Below are 15,077 nucleotides of genomic sequence, written 5' to 3'. Positions count from 1 at the left end.
CTGCGACGTATGAAAGAACGAAGGGAACACATGGCGATTTTGTTTTTTGTCAGGTAAACAGGCGGCTGAAATGCCGGGCTGTGATTTGAACAAGGAGATGCAGGGATGGCCGAAGAAGTTCTGAAGTCGAAGATGGTCAACTTTCTGGTGACCGATGCTGAACTGAACTACGACGATGTGGGCGAATTCTACGAGGTCGTGGGGAGCGGCAATGTCGGCATACTGGCCGGGGTGCTCGAGGGATTCAGAAATCACTATGGCGGATTGTGGGTGGGCGGCAGAGTCACCGTCACCGAAAACGCCGTTTACTTGAATGCCAATGCCATGAACCGCATGGTTCAGGACGGGACACTGGATGTCGAGATACCAATGCCGGCGATCCGCAAGGTCACCGTCGAAGGCGGTTTCGTGACAAAGATCGTCCGTCTCGACACAGACGCCTACAGTGTCAAATTCCGCTGCTACGGTGCCAAGGACGTTGCCTCACTGATCGCCAGACTGGCCCTTTCGCAGTCGTTGAAACGCGCGCGGTAGTGCTGGTCTGAAGACAACAGCGCCACCGGCCTTTGAGGTGGCGACTGGGTCCCCCGTCAATTCTTGCACTTGGCCAACACCACCTGACAGGTATCGGGCGTTCCGCCCGAACGTCCGGCATAGCGCACGCAGTTATTCATGGATTTTTTTTGCGCGATACCCAGGGTCGCTCCCCACGCGAGACCACCCTCCCCTGATGTCGGCACCGCTTTGGCATAGCAGCGATCACCGGTGGTCGCATAGTGAGCATTGCTCGAACAGGACGCCGTCAGCGTCAGCAGGATCGCGCACAGGCCATACGAGCATCGGCGTACCCAGAATTCGCTCATCTCGTTTCACCTGCAGCAAGTGGGGCTGACCTGTTCAGTCTAGCCGCGATGACTCGCAAACCGCTCATTACTCTGTCGCCTGCCGGTACTGACGCGGGGTGAACCCGGTCGAGGCCTTGAACTGCCGGGTGAAGGCGCTGTGATCGGTGTAGCCGCATTGCAGCGCCACCTCGGTGATCGGCAGCTCGGTGTGCAACAGGCGATGGGCATGTTCCAGCCGCACTTTCTGAATCATCTGCCTCGGCGTAAGGTGAAAGACCCGTTTGCAGTAGCGCTCCAGTTGCGCCACCGAAATGCCGGCGATCCGGGTCAGCTCACCCAGCGTCACCCGACGATTGAAATGCGCGCGGATGTGTTCGTCGACCGCCGCCAGGCGCTGAAACGCCGGGTGGGTTTCGCTGGCCGATTGCAGGTCCACCGAAATCCCCGCGAGGCCGATGATCTCGCCGTCGCGGTTGTACAGCGGACGCTTGTGCGTCAGGCACCAGCCCGGTTCGCGACTGCCGTACAGGTGCAGTTCCAGCTGATCCTCCAGCACGAAGCCTTCTTCCAGCACCCGCCGATCCTGCTCGGTATAACCCGGCCCCAGTTGCGCCGGAAATACCTGCGCACTGGTTTTGCCGAGCAGCGGTTTCAGGTCTTTCAGCCCACAGCGCTGCACCAGCGTGCGATTGGCAAGGACGTAACGCGCCTGCATGTCCTTGATGAAGATCGCCGCGTTCGGAATCACGTCGAGCATCGGCAACAGCGGCGCCACCCCCGCCAACAGCGCCTCGAGGGTGTGGGGACGATTGTGCTCATCGCCCTGGCACAGGATCGCAAATGCGTTCTGCATGGTGACGGTTTTCCCCGGTGAGTGGATCGGGCTGAGGCGTTCGCGTGCAGATTGCAGCAACGTTCGAAGCGTGTCGAGCGCCGCTGGCTTTCTTCGCAACTGTGCCGAATTCGTCATCCGGAGCTGCGCAAAACATCAATCGCCCGACGCCCGATGAGTTCACTGTTTAGCCGTTCCAGTGACTCACACCTGCCTATCCAATAACTCACAAGAAGGCGATGCCATGTCAGGCCAAGGCAAGTTCAAAAAACAACTTTCATTGATCGACCTCACCTTTATCGGGCTGGGGGCGATCTTCGGTTCCGGCTGGTTGTTCGCGGCCAGTCACGTGTCGGCGATTGCCGGGCCGGCGGGAATTTTTTCCTGGTTGCTGGGCGGGTTCGCCGTGTTGCTGCTGGGCATCGTCTACTGCGAACTGGGCGCGGCATTGCCCCGCGCTGGCGGTGTGGTGCGCTACCCGGTTTACAGCCACGGGCCGCTGCTCGGTTACCTGATGGGTTTTATTACGCTGATCGCGTTTTCCAGTCTGGTGGCGATCGAGGTGGTCGCTTCGCGCCAATACGCGGCAGCCTGGTTTCCGAGCCTGACCAAGGCCGGCAGCGGTGACCCGACCCTGCTCGGCTGGCTGGTGCAGTTCGGCCTGCTGTGCGTGTTCTTCCTGCTCAACTACCGCAGCGTGAAGACCTTCGCCAAGGCCAACAATCTGGTCAGCGTGTTCAAGTTCATCGTGCCGCTGCTGGTGATCGGCGTGCTGTTCACCTTCTTCAAACCGGAAAACTTTCAGGTTCAGGGCTTCGCCCCATTCGGACTCTCGGGTATCGAGATGGCCGTCTCCGCCGGCGGTGTGATCTTCGCCTATCTGGGCCTGACCCCAATCATTTCGGTGGCCAGCGAAGTGAAGAACCCGCAACGCACCATCCCGATTGCGCTGATCCTGTCGGTGCTGCTTTCCACCGCGATCTACGTATTGCTGCAAACGGCCTTCCTCGGCGGCATCCCGACCGAACTGCTCGCCAATGGCTGGGCCGGGGTATCAAAGGAATTCGCCCTGCCGTACCGCGACATCGCCCTGGCACTGGGCGTGGGCTGGCTGGCGTATCTGGTCGTCGCGGACGCGGTGATCTCCCCCAGCGGCTGCGGCAACATCTACATGAACGCCACCCCTCGGGTGATCTACGGCTGGGCGCAGACCGGCACCTTCTTCAAGGTCTTCACTCACATCGACGCGAAGTCCGGCATCCCGCGTCCGGCGTTGTGGCTGACCTTCGCCCTGTCGGTGTTCTGGACTCTGCCGTTCCCATCGTGGGAAGCACTGATCAACGTGGTGTCCGCCGCGCTGGTGCTGAGTTACGCAGTGGCTCCGGTGACCGTCGCCGCGCTGCGTCGCAATGCCCCCGACATGCCGCGCCCGTTCCGGGTCAAGTGCATGGGCGTGCTGGGGCCGGTGTCGTTCATCATCGCTGCGCTGATCGTTTACTGGTCGGGCTGGAACACCGTGTCCTGGCTGCTCGGCCTGCAAATCCTGATGTTCGTCGTCTACCTGCTCTGCGGCCGCTTCGTGCCGACCGCCCACCTCAGCCTGTCCCGCCAAGTGCGCTCGTCGGCGTGGCTGATCGCCTTCTACGCGGTGACCATCGTCCTGTCGAAACTCGGCACCTTTGGTGGTCTGGGCATCCTCACCCATCCGTTCGACACCCTGGTCGTCGCAGCCTGTGCGATGGGCATCTATTACTGGGGCGCCGCCACCGGCGTACCGGCACACCTGCTGCGTCTGGAATCGGAAGAGGATGAAAGCGAAGTCGCTTCGCCGTCCCCCGCCTCCGCCGCCAATCCTCGCGCTGCCGGCGCTTACTGAAATCACTCAACGGGACCTGTCCATGAAACGAATACACGTCATTGATTCCCACACCGGCGGCGAACCCACGCGTCTGGTGATGAAAGGTTTTCCCGACCTGCCGGGCCGCACCATGGCCGAGAAGCGCGATGCCCTCTGCAACCAGCATGACCAATGGCGCCGCGCCTGCCTGCTGGAACCGCGTGGCAACGATGTGCTGGTGGGCGCGCTGTATTGCGAGCCGGTTTCGCCGGACGCCACCTGCGGGGTGATTTTCTTCAACAACGCCGGTTACCTCGGCATGTGCGGCCACGGCACCATCGGCCTGGTCGCATCGCTGCAGCACCTGGGGCTGATCGCACCGGGGGTGCACAAGATCGACACACCGGTCGGCCCGGTCAGCGCAACGTTGCATGAAGACGGTGCCGTGACGCTCGGCAACGTGCCCGCCTATCGCTCACGCAAACAGGTGGCGGTGGAAGTGCCGGGGTACGGCCGCTTCCTCGGTGACGTCGCCTACGGCGGCAACTGGTTTTTCCTGGTCTCCGAACACGGCCAGACCCTGACGATGGACTACGTCGAAACCCTGACCGACCTCACCTGGAAAATGCTCAAGGCCCTCGAGGACCAAGGGATCCATGGCGAGGACGGCGCGGTCATCGACCACATCGAACTGTTCGCCGATGACGCCGAGGCCGACAGCCGCAACTTCGTCATGTGCCCCGGCAAAGCCTACGACCGCTCCCCTTGCGGCACCGGCACCAGCGCCAAACTGGCGTGCCTGGCCGCCGACGAAAAACTCGCGCCGGGCGAGCGCTGGGTGCAGGCGAGCATCACCGGCAGCCAGTTCGAAGGCCGCTTTGAATGGGAAGGCGATCGCATCCGCCCCTACATCACCGGCCGCGCCCACATGACCGCCGACAGCACGCTGCTGATCGACGAAACCGATCCGTTCGCGTGGGGCATCTGAGCCGCTGCGCTGCACTTCAAACCCCTCTGAATGACCGTTCCAAGGAGAACAATAATGAGCGACAACATCTTCACCGGCTGCATGCCCGCCCTGATGACCCCGTGCACCGCCGCGCGCAAACCGGACTTCGATGCGCTGGTGGCCAAGGGTCGCGAACTGATCGACATCGGCATGAGCGCGGTCGTGTATTGCGGCTCCATGGGCGACTGGCCGCTGCTCACCGAAGCCGAGCGTCAGGAAGGCGTGGCGCGGCTGGTGGCGGCCGGGATTCCGACCATCGTCGGCACCGGCGCGGTCAACACCCGTGAAGCGGTGTCCCACGCTGCCCATGCGGCGAAAGTCGGCGCGCGGGGCTTGATGGTGATTCCTCGGGTGCTGTCCCGTGGCGCTTCGGCGGCGGCGCAAAAAGCCCACTTCGCGGCGATTCTGCAAGCCGCGCCGAACCTGCCGGCGGTGATCTACAACAGCCCTTACTACGGCTTCGCCACCCGCGCCGATCTGTTCTTCGAGCTGCGCCGTGAATACCCGAACCTGATCGGTTTCAAGGAATTCGGCGGTGGCGCCGATCTGCGCTACGCCGCTGAAAACATCACCTCCAAGGACGATGACGTGACCTTGATGGTCGGTGTCGACACCCAGGTCGTGCACGGTTTCGTCAACTGCAACGCCACCGGCGCCATCACCGGCATCGGCAACGCCCTGCCCCGCGAAGTGCTGCAACTGGTGGCCCTGAGCAAGCAGGCCGCCAAGGGTGACGCCAAGGCCCGACGTCAGGCCCGGGAGCTGGAATCGGCGCTGGCGGTGCTGTCGTCCTTCGACGAAGGCACGGATCTGGTGCTGTATTACAAACACCTGATGGTGCTCAACGGCGACAAGGAATACACCCTGCATTTCAACGAAACCGATGCCCTTAGCGACTCACAGCGTCGTTACGCAGAAGCCCAGTACGCGCTGTTCCGTCACTGGTACGAAAACTGGTCGGCGGAACAGAACTTCGCCTGACCTGCCGCTGCGCTCAAGCCCGCCGCCACCCACGGCGGCGGGCCTTATTCGTGACCTGTTTTATTGATAAGGAATGCGCCATGACTCTGACGGGCCAACTGCTGATCGGTCAGCAAACCCTCACCGGCGACCGCGACGTCATCCACGGAATCAACCCCGCTACAAACTCGCCTTTGCAACCGGCCTACGCCGGCGGCTCTGCCGAACATGTCGAGCAGGCCTGCGCACTGGCCTGGGCGGCGCTCGACCGCTATCGCGAGACATCGCTCGAGGCACGGGCCGAATTCATTGAAACCATCGCCTGCGAAATCGAAGCGCTGGGCGACGAACTGATCGACCGCGCCCTGGCCGAAACCGGCCTGCCGCGCCCGCGCCTGCTGGGTGAACGGGGCCGTACCTGCCAGCAACTGCGCTTGTTTGCCCGCACCGTACGGGCCGGTGAATGGCTGGACGTGCGAGTCGACACCGCGCAACCACAGCGCCAGCCGATGCCGCGTTCGGATCTGCGTCAGCGGCAGATCCCACTGGGCCCGGTGGCCGTGTTTGGTGCGAGCAACTTTCCACTGGCGTTCTCGGTGGCGGGCGGCGATACCGCTTCGGCACTGGCCGCTGGCTGCCCGGTGATCGTCAAGGCCCACGGCGCGCATCCCGGCACTAGCGAGTTGGTCGGACGTGCAGTGGCGCGCGCGGTGAAGGCCTGTGATTTGCCGGAAGGTGTGTTCTCGTTGTTGTACGGCTCCGGCCGCGAAGTCGGCATTGCGCTGGTCAGCGATCCACGGATCAAGGCTGTCGGCTTCACCGGTTCGCGCAGTGGCGGGCTCGCGCTGATCAAAGCGGCTCAAGCCCGGCCCGAGCCGATTCCGGTGTACGCGGAAATGAGTTCGATCAACCCGGTGTTGCTGTTTCCGGCAGCGCTGCAGAATCGCGCCGAGGCGTTGGCCCAAGGGTTTGTGGCTTCGCTGACGCTGGGCGCCGGTCAGTTCTGCACCAATCCCGGTCTGGTCATCGCCCACAAGGGGCCGGCGTTGGACGCCTTCATTGGCGCCACCACCGAACTGATCCAGCGCAGCCCCGCGCAGACCATGCTGACGCCGGGGATCTTCAACGCCTACGAATCCAGCGTGAATGCCCTCGCGGAAAACCACCGAACGCGTATTGCCGCCGTCGGCCAGCGAGCGACGGAACCGAATCAGGGCCAGGCTCATGTGTTCATCACCGACGCCGCCGACTTCCTCGCCGATCATTCGTTGCAGGCCGAAGCCTTCGGCGCCGCGTCCTTGATCGTGCAATGCGCCAGCGACGCTGAAATCCGTCAGGTGCTCGAACAGCTGGAAGGCCAGTTGACCGCCACGCTGCACTTGGATGACGAGGATCTGCAACAGGCCCGCGCCTTGCTGCCGACCCTGGAGCGCAAGGCCGGACGCCTGCTGGTCAACGGCTGGCCGACCGGCGTTGAAGTCTGCGATGCGATGGTGCATGGCGGGCCGTTCCCGGCGACCTCCGATTCGCGCACCACCTCAGTGGGCACGGCGGCGATCCTGCGTTTTCTGCGCCCGGTCTGCTATCAGGATTTTCCCGACAGCCTGTTGCCCATCGCGCTCAAACACGCCAATCCACTGTCGCTGCGTCGCTTGCTCGATGGCCAAAGGGAAACCGCGAAAAATGCCGAATAACCCGCACGACATCGCCGTGGTCGGCGCCGGTATCATCGGCGTCGCGAGCGCCATGCGCCTGGCCCGTCAGGGTTTGCGGGTGGTGGTGATCGATCCGCAGGAACCGGGCCACGGCGCCTCGTTCGGCAACGCCGGGCATCTGGCGACCGAGCAGGTGTTTCCGATTGCCGACAGCTCGATCCTCAAACGCCTGCCGGCCATGCTCATGGACCCGATGGGGCCGCTGCGCCTGGACTGGAAATACCTGCCCCGCGCCCTGCCCTGGTTTACGCGGCTGTTGCTGAACCTGCGCTCGGCGCCGTTCCAGCGCACCGTTGCCGGGTTGCGCGCGCTGAATGAAAGCTCGCTGGGTGCCTGGCACCGCTTGTTGAATGACATCCAGCGTCCCGAGCTGCTGAAGATGGAAGGCTCGCTGCTGGTGTTCGAACGACCCGACTCACGCCCGGCACTCGAAGCACTGCAGCGACGCATGCAACAGCAACAAGTGCCAGTCGATTGGTGGCAGGCCGGAGCGGTACGCGAGACCGCGCCGCAACTCAGCGAACGGATTCAGGGCGGACTGTTTTTCCCGAACACCGGGCATTTCATCGACCCCTACCGCGTCGTGCGTGAGTTGGTGGAAGCGGCGAAAGCCAGCGGCGTGCAGTTTGTGAAACAGGCGGTTCAGGGCGGACAACTGCACGAGCACGGCGTCAATCTGATGACCGGAAGCGGCACCCTGTCCGCTCGCCAGGTACTGATCGCCTGCGGCGCCCACTCGGCAAAACTCACCGCTGCACTGACCGGCAAAAAAGTCCCGCTGGACACCGAGCGCGGCTACCACCTGATGCTGCCTCACGAACACAACCGGCTGCCCTTCCCCGTCACCTCGCTGGAACGCAAATTCATCATGACCCCGATGTCCGAAGGGCTGCGCCTGGCCGGCACCGTCGAATTCGCCGGCCTCGACGCCCCTCCGACCATGGCCCGCGCCTGGCAGTTGCATCGATTGAGCAAGGGGTTGTTTCGTGATGATTTGAGTGTCGAGGCAGCCACGCCGTGGATGGGGTTTCGGCCGTCGCTGCCGGATTCGCTGCCCGTGATCGATCGGGTGTGTGACGGCAAGGTATTGCTTGCGTTCGGGCATCAGCATCTGGGGCTGACGCAGGCGGCGGTGACGGCGGAGATGGTGGAAGAGATGGTTTCACCATCGGCGCAGGACACGGCTCGTATTCTGCCGGTGCGCGAGCCCTATCGGCTGGATCGCTTTTGAGTGACCGTCTATCTGGCGCCCTGCTGATATTCACGGGGCGTACACCCGAACTCTCGGCGGAACACCGTGTGCAGGTACTGCGCGGATTTGAAACCGCACGCGCGGGCAACGTCCGCAATCGCCGTGTCGGTTTTTTCCAGCCCGCGGGTGGCCGCCGCCAGTTTGAAACGCAGAATCTCGTCATGCACGCTGCAGCCCCGCACCGCGCGAAAATGCGACTCCAGCGAGGAACGCGACACGCCGACATAAGCCGCCACTTGCGCGGTCTTGATGCCCTGGCAGGCATATTGGCGGATGAACAGCAGCGCCTGCATCACGTAGGGGTTGCCCAAAGGTTGATGCAAGCTCGACACCTGGACGTTGATCGCTTCAGGCGGGATCAGGACATGCGCACCCGTTGACGGTTTGCCGTGCAGCATCTGGTGCAGCAGTTGCGCGGCGGTGCGGCCCATGGTTTCAGTGCCCTGGATCACCGAACTCAGGGGGACCCGGGTCAGGCTGCGGGTCAGCGGGTCGTTGTCGATGCCGATCAGCGCCACCTGCTCCGGCACGGCGATGCCGGCGGTCAGGCAGGCTTGCAGCAACTGCCGGGCGCGGGCGTCACTGACCGCGATGATGCCAATCGGCTTGGGCAGGCTTTGCAGCCAGGCGATCAACTGTTCGACGGCGCTGTCCCACAGCGGTGCACTGGTGCCCATGCCGCGATAGACCTCGGCGTGCAAGCCGTCACGCTGCATCAATCGAAGAAAAGCCTTTTCGCGCTCCTGAGCCCAACGATTGGCCTGCGCTTCGGGCAGGCTGAAGCAGGCGAACCGTTGCAAACCGGCCTCGATCAGGTGCTCGTAAGCCATGGTGATCAGCGCGTTATTGTCGGTCGCGACGTACGGGATGCCTTTGGGATAGGCCCGTTCATCCTGATAAGAACCACCCACCGCCACCACCGGCAACTTGATGTCGGCCAGTGCCTCGCCAATCAGCGGATCGTCGAAGTCGGCAATGATGCCGTCGCCCTGCCAGCGCTCGATGCCCTTCAAGCGGCAGAGAAAATCCTCTTCCAGAAACAGATCCCAGGACGCGCGCGTGCTGCTCAGGTAGTTGCCGATGCCGCTGATGATGCCGCGGTCATAGATCTTGCTCCCGTTGAACAACAGGGCGATGCGGTGAACAGGCGGTACGGTTTTCATTGTTTTCAGGCTTGTTCCGGGCCCCTTGCCGTAGAGGCGGTCTGCACAGACTAGGCGCGCAGAGGGCGAATCTCAATACGCAAAATCGCACTGCGTGTTGGTGATTTTCGCAATCGGCAGGCACGGGGCCGTTGCTAGTATCGGGACACGCCCCAAGAACAACAACCGAGAACAACAACCAAGAACAACAAGGACATTGCCAATGCCGTACTTCCCCGATGTCGAGCGGATCCGCTACGAAGGTCCTGCCAGCGATTCTCCCCTTGCCTTCCGTCATTACGACGCCGACAAAATCATCCTCGGCAAGCCCATGCGCGAACACCTGCGCATGGCCGCCTGTTATTGGCACACCTTTGTCTGGCCGGGCTCCGACGTGTTCGGCGCCGGGACGTTCAAGCGCCCGTGGCAACACGCCGGTGACCCGATGGAACTGGCCATTGGCAAGGCGCAGGCCGCGTTCGAATTTTTCTCCAAGCTGGGTATCGACTACTACTGCTTTCACGACACGGATGTCGCCCCCGAAGGCAATTCGCTGAAGGAGTACCGCAACCACTTCGCCCAAATGGTCGATCACCTGGAACGCCATCAGGAAGAAAGCGGAATCAAGCTGCTGTGGGGCACCGCCAACTGCTTCAGCAATCCGCGCTTTGCCGCCGGCGCCGCCAGCAACCCGGATCCTGAAGTGTTCGCCTGCGCCGCGGCCCAGGTTTTCAGCGCCATGAACGCGACTCAACGACTAAAGGGCTCCAACTATGTGTTGTGGGGCGGTCGCGAAGGCTACGAAACCCTGCTCAATACCGACTTGAAACGCGAGCGCGAACAACTGGGCCGCTTCATGCGCATGGTGGTCGAGCACAAATACAAGATCGGCTTCAAAGGCGACCTGCTGATCGAACCCAAACCGCAGGAGCCGACCAAGCACCAATACGATTACGACAGCGCCACGGTGTTCGGTTTTCTCCAGCAGTTCGGTCTGGAAAAGGAAATCAAGGTCAACATCGAGGCCAACCACGCGACCCTGGCCGGTCACAGTTTTCATCACGAGGTGGCGACGGCCGTCTCGCTGGGGATTTTCGGCAGCATTGATGCCAACCGCGGCGATCCGCAAAACGGTTGGGACACCGATCAGTTCCCCAACAGCGTCGAGGAAATGACCCTCGTCACTTATGAAATCCTCAAGGCCGGCGGCTTCGGCAATGGCGGGTTCAACTTCGACTCCAAGGTGCGCCGCCAGAGCCTCGACGAGGTCGATCTGTTTCACGGTCACGTCGGGGCCATGGACGTCCTCGCCCTATCGCTCGAGCGGGCCGCCGCCATGGTCCAGAACGACCAGCTGCAACGGCTCAAGGACCAACGCTATGCCGGCTGGCAGCAGCCCTTCGGCCAGTCGGTGCTGGCGGGTGAGTTCAATCTCCAATCCCTGGCCGAGCACGCCTTCGCCAACGAACTGAACCCGCAGGCCGTCAGCGGTCGGCAGGAAATGCTCGAAAACGTCGTCAACCGGTTTATCTATCGCTGATCGCCAATGAGGACTGCGGACGCTGTGACATTTGCGCGACAAATCTGTAGTCCGTTTCGCCTGCTGATTCTCTACAGTTCCACCAGCCCGATATTCATCGTCAGGCCGTGTCTTTCAAACAAAAATAAAAGGACGCACCACCATGAAGAACGTAAAACGCACACTGCTGGCCAGCGCCCTGGCGCTGTTGTCGTTACCGGTGATGGCCGACGCGGCCCATCCGAAAATCGGCTTCTCCATCGACGACCTGCGGCTGGAACGCTGGTCCCGTGACCGGGATTACTTCGTCGCAGCGGCGGAAAAAATGGATGCCAAGGTCTTCGTGCAGTCGGCCGATGCCAACGAGCAGAAGCAGATTTCGCAAATCGAAAACCTGATTTCCCGTGGTGTCGATGTCATCGTCATCGTGCCGTTCAACGCCACCGTGCTGACCAATGCCGTGGCCGAGGCCAAGAAAGCCGGAATCAAGGTCGTGTCCTATGACCGTCTGATCCTCAACGCCGATATCGACGCCTACATTTCCTTCGATAACGAAAAGGTCGGCGAGATGCAGGCCAGCGGCGTGCTGCACGCAGCGCCCAAGGGCAATTACTTCCTGCTGGGTGGCGCGCCCACCGACAACAACGCGAAAGTGTTGCGCGAAGGTCAGATGAAGGTGCTGCAACCGGCCATCGACAAGGGCGATATCAAGATCGTCGGCCAGCAGTGGGTGAAGGAATGGAACCCTACCGAGGCGCTGAGCATTGTTGAGAACGCCTTGACTCGCAACGACAACAAAATCGACGGCATCGTCGCCTCCAACGACGCCACGGCCGGCGGCGCCATTCAGGCCCTGGCCGCTCAGCAACTGGCCGGCAAAGTACCGATCTCCGGACAGGACGCGGACCTGGCAGCAGTCAAGCGGGTGATTGCCGGCACGCAAACCATGACGGTGTACAAGCCGCTGAAACTGATTGCCTCCGAAGCCGCCAAACTCTCGGTGCAACTGGCGCGCAATGAGAAACCCGCCTACGGCTCGCAGTACGACAACGGCAGCAAAAAAGTCGACACCATCCTGCTAACCCCGACCCCGTTGACCAAGGACAACATCGACCTGCTGGAACAGGACGGCTTCTACACCAAGGCGCAGATCGCCGGACAGTGACACTCACTGAGTGATGCCCCCCGCAGGCGTTCTGCTCCTGCGGGTTCAGTCCCGTATCTGCCGCTTATGAGCCTCTGCCATGTCCGACTACCTGCTGCAAATGAACGGCATCGTCAAAACCTTCGGCGGTGTCAAAGCGCTCAATGGCATCGACCTCAAGGTCCGGCCGGGGGAATGCGTCGGGCTGTGCGGCGAGAATGGCGCCGGCAAGTCCACGCTGATGAAAATCCTGTCTGCGGTTTATCCCCATGGCACCTGGGACGGTGAAATCCTCTGGGACGGTCAGCCGCTCAAGGCGCAGTCGATCAGCGAAACGGAAGCCGCTGGTATCGTCATCATTCACCAGGAGCTGACGCTGGTTCCCGACCTCTCGGTGGCCGAAAACATTTTCATGGGCCATGAGCTGACGCTGCCGGGTGGGCGGATGAATTACCCGGCGATGATCCACCGCGCCGAAGCTCTGATGCGTGAACTGAAAGTGCCGGACATGAACGTTTCGCTGCCGGTTTCGCAGTACGGTGGCGGTTATCAGCAACTGGTGGAAATCGCCAAGGCCCTGAACAAACAGGCGCGCCTGCTGATCCTCGATGAACCTTCGTCGGCCCTGACCCGTTCGGAAATCGAGGTGTTGCTGGACATCATCCGCGACCTCAAAGCCAAGGGCGTCGCCTGCGTCTACATCTCCCACAAGCTCGATGAAGTGGCCGCCGTGTGTGACACCATTTCGGTGATCCGCGACGGTCAACACATCGCCACGACCGCCATGGAAAACATGGATATTCCACAGATCATCACCCAGATGGTCGGCCGGGAAATGAGCAACCTCTACCCCACCGACCCCCACGACATCGGCGAGGTGATTTTCGAGGCGCGCCACATCACCTGCTACGACGTCGACAACCCCAAACGCAAACGGGTCGACGACGTTTCCTTCAGCCTCAAACGCGGGGAAATCCTCGGCATCGCCGGGCTGGTCGGTGCAGGTCGCACGGAGCTTGTGACCGCGCTGTTCGGCGCCTACCCCGGTCGCCACGAAGGTGAAGTCTGGCTGGACGGCAAACCCATAGACACCCGCACGCCGCTCAAATCGATCCGCGCCGGCGTGTGCCTGGTGCCCGAGGACCGCAAGCGTCAGGGCATCATTCCCGACCTGGGTGTCGGCCAGAACATCACCCTGGCCGTGCTGGACAGTTTCTCGAAACTGACCCGCATCGACGCCGAAGCCGAACTGGGCAGCATCGATCGGGAAATTTCGCGCCTGCACCTCAAGACCGCGAGCCCGTTCCTGCCGATCACCAGCCTGTCCGGGGGCAATCAACAGAAAGCCGTGTTGGCGAAGATGCTGCTGACACGGCCCCGGGTGCTGATTCTCGACGAGCCGACCCGAGGGGTGGACGTCGGCGCCAAGTATGAGATCTACAAGTTGATGGGGATGCTGGCCGCCGAAGGCGTGTCGATCATCATGGTGTCTTCGGAACTGGCCGAAGTGCTCGGCGTTTCCGACCGCGTCCTGGTCATCGGCGAAGGCCAACTGCGGGGTGACTTCATCAACCATGAACTCACCCAGGAACAGGTGCTCGCCGCCGCACTCAGCCAGCCTGACAGCCATAACAATAAAGATCGGAAATCCGCGTAAATGAATCAGGTCAAACAACTTTTCACCCGCTACAAGATGCTCGCACTGGTGTTTGCCGTGGCGTTGATCTGGCTGTTCTTCAGCTGGCAGACCGAGGGCGGATTTCTGACGCCGCGCAACCTCTCCAACCTGCTGCGCCAGATGTCGATTACCGGGATCCTCGCCTGCGGCATGGTGCTGGTGATCATCAGCGGCGAGATCGATCTGTCCGTCGGCTCATTGCTGGGCCTGCTCGGAGGCGTGGCAGCCATTCTCGATGTTGTCTATCACATACCGCTGCTGGCGAATCTCAGCCTTGTGGTGGTGTGCGGACTGCTGATCGGCCTCGCCAACGGCTACATGGCGGCCTACCTGCGCATTCCGTCGTTCATCGTGGGGCTGGGGGGCATGCTGGCTTTTCGGGGGATTTTGCTGGGGATCACCGGCGGCACGACCATTGCGCCGGTGTCGCCGGAACTCGTCTACATCGGCCAGGGTTATCTTCCACATGCGGTTGGCGCAGGTCTGGGCGTCCTGCTGTTCGCACTGACGTTGTTCCTGACCTGGAAACAGCGACGCAATCGCGCCCTTCATGGCCTCGCGGCACATTCACTGGCGCGAGACGTGGCACGCGTGTTGCTGATCGGCGCGGTGCTGGCCGGTTTCGTCCAGACCCTCAACAGCTATGACGGCATTCCCGTGCCGGTCCTGCTTCTGCTGATCCTGCTGGGCGGCTTCAGCTACGTGACCAGCCAGACCGTGTTCGGCCGACGCGTCTATTCCGTGGGCAGCAACATGGAAGCGACGCGCCTGTCCGGTATCAATGTGCAGGCCGTGAAGCTGTGGATCTTCGGGATCATGGGCGTGATGTGCGCCCTCGCCGGCGTGGTCAACACCGCGCGCCTGGCCGCCGGCTCACCCTCGGCCGGCAGCATGGGCGAACTCGACGCCATCGCCGCCTGCTTCATCGGCGGCACCTCGATGCGCGGCGGTTCCGGCACAGTCTACGGCGCCCTCCTCGGCGCCCTGGTCATCACCAGCCTGGACAACGGCATGTCCATGCTCGACGTCGACAGCTACTGGCAGATGATCGTCAAGGGCAGCATTCTGGTGTTGGCTGTCTGGGTGGATGTGAGTACGCGGACTGGGCGGCGTTGAAATGAAGGCATCTCTGAGAATGCAAAAA

13 protein-coding genes are annotated in these 15,077 nt (G+C 62.1%); 10 read left to right on the top strand and 3 right to left on the bottom strand.

The window, feature by feature from the left end:
- Window positions 1–105: 105 nt before the first annotated feature.
- Complete coding sequence (locus ACM6JM_RS07350) at window positions 106–534, top strand: hypothetical protein (RefSeq protein ID WP_414881565.1); 429 nt, start codon at window positions 106–108, stop codon at window positions 532–534.
- Between the two features lie 56 nt (window positions 535–590).
- Here ACM6JM_RS07350 and ACM6JM_RS07345 read toward each other — a convergent pair whose 3' ends face one another.
- Together ACM6JM_RS07345 and ACM6JM_RS07340 are read right to left on the bottom strand one after the other, a co-directional pair.
- The gene (locus ACM6JM_RS07345; protein ID WP_103386249.1) at window positions 591–863 is read right to left on the bottom strand and encodes a hypothetical protein; all 273 of its coding nucleotides are present in this window, start codon (window positions 861–863) and stop codon (window positions 591–593) included.
- A 67-nt stretch (window positions 864–930) separates the two neighbouring features.
- Window positions 931–1,698, bottom strand: coding sequence for a helix-turn-helix domain-containing protein (locus ACM6JM_RS07340; RefSeq protein ID WP_414881564.1), 768 nt, complete (start codon window positions 1,696–1,698; stop codon window positions 931–933).
- A gap of 223 nt (window positions 1,699–1,921) precedes the next feature.
- Between ACM6JM_RS07340 and ACM6JM_RS07335 the strand changes: the two genes are divergently transcribed.
- The 5 genes from ACM6JM_RS07335 (at window position 1,922) to ACM6JM_RS07315 (ending at window position 8,429) form a co-directional block, all read left to right on the top strand.
- A complete protein-coding gene (locus ACM6JM_RS07335; RefSeq protein ID WP_064595752.1) occupies window positions 1,922–3,553 on the top strand; it encodes an APC family permease in 1,632 nt (543 codons plus the stop codon).
- Between the two features lie 22 nt (window positions 3,554–3,575).
- Window positions 3,576–4,502 (top strand): 4-hydroxyproline epimerase, encoded by a 927-nt coding sequence (locus ACM6JM_RS07330; protein WP_103386251.1) that lies wholly within the window; start codon window positions 3,576–3,578, stop codon window positions 4,500–4,502.
- Between the two features lie 54 nt (window positions 4,503–4,556).
- Window positions 4,557–5,504, top strand: a complete 948-nt coding sequence (locus ACM6JM_RS07325; RefSeq protein WP_039771114.1) for a dihydrodipicolinate synthase family protein — start codon at window positions 4,557–4,559, stop codon at window positions 5,502–5,504.
- A gap of 80 nt (window positions 5,505–5,584) precedes the next feature.
- Window positions 5,585–7,177: an aldehyde dehydrogenase (NADP(+)) gene (locus tag ACM6JM_RS07320; RefSeq protein WP_414881563.1), complete on the top strand. Its 1,593-nt coding sequence runs from the start codon at window positions 5,585–5,587 to the stop codon at window positions 7,175–7,177.
- Entirely contained in the window at window positions 7,167–8,429 is a 1,263-nt protein-coding gene (locus ACM6JM_RS07315) for an NAD(P)/FAD-dependent oxidoreductase (RefSeq protein WP_414881562.1), read from the top strand. The genes ACM6JM_RS07320 and ACM6JM_RS07315 overlap by 11 nt, the downstream gene beginning before the upstream one ends.
- An 8-nt stretch (window positions 8,430–8,437) precedes the next feature.
- Here ACM6JM_RS07315 and ACM6JM_RS07310 read toward each other — a convergent pair whose 3' ends face one another.
- Complete coding sequence (locus tag ACM6JM_RS07310; RefSeq protein ID WP_414881561.1) at window positions 8,438–9,613, bottom strand: XylR family transcriptional regulator; 1,176 nt, start codon at window positions 9,611–9,613, stop codon at window positions 8,438–8,440.
- A gap of 202 nt (window positions 9,614–9,815) precedes the next feature.
- Here ACM6JM_RS07310 and xylA point away from each other — a divergent pair, with 202 nt between their 5' ends.
- The 4 genes from xylA (at window position 9,816) to ACM6JM_RS07290 (ending at window position 15,049) form a co-directional block, all read left to right on the top strand.
- Window positions 9,816–11,132 carry a xylose isomerase gene (gene xylA, locus ACM6JM_RS07305; RefSeq protein ID WP_163974859.1) on the top strand — a complete coding sequence of 439 codons (1,317 nt, stop codon included), beginning with the start codon at window positions 9,816–9,818 and terminating at the stop codon, window positions 11,130–11,132.
- Between the two features lie 142 nt (window positions 11,133–11,274).
- The gene (xylF, locus tag ACM6JM_RS07300) at window positions 11,275–12,276 is read left to right on the top strand and encodes a D-xylose ABC transporter substrate-binding protein (RefSeq protein ID WP_085667231.1); all 1,002 of its coding nucleotides are present in this window, start codon (window positions 11,275–11,277) and stop codon (window positions 12,274–12,276) included.
- Between the two features lie 79 nt (window positions 12,277–12,355).
- Window positions 12,356–13,912 (top strand): D-xylose ABC transporter ATP-binding protein, encoded by a 1,557-nt coding sequence (gene xylG / locus ACM6JM_RS07295; protein ID WP_163974857.1) that lies wholly within the window; start codon window positions 12,356–12,358, stop codon window positions 13,910–13,912.
- Window positions 13,913–15,049 (top strand): sugar ABC transporter permease, encoded by a 1,137-nt coding sequence (locus tag ACM6JM_RS07290; protein WP_414881560.1) that lies wholly within the window; start codon window positions 13,913–13,915, stop codon window positions 15,047–15,049.
- The last annotated feature ends 28 nt before the right edge of the window (window positions 15,050–15,077 follow it).

Origin of the sequence: Pseudomonas sp. IT-P2 (assembly GCF_949767575.1) — a bacterium.
In the GTDB taxonomy this organism is placed as follows: domain Bacteria; phylum Pseudomonadota; class Gammaproteobacteria; order Pseudomonadales; family Pseudomonadaceae; genus Aquipseudomonas; species Aquipseudomonas pharyngis.
This window is presented reverse-complemented; position numbering and strand designations above follow the sequence as displayed.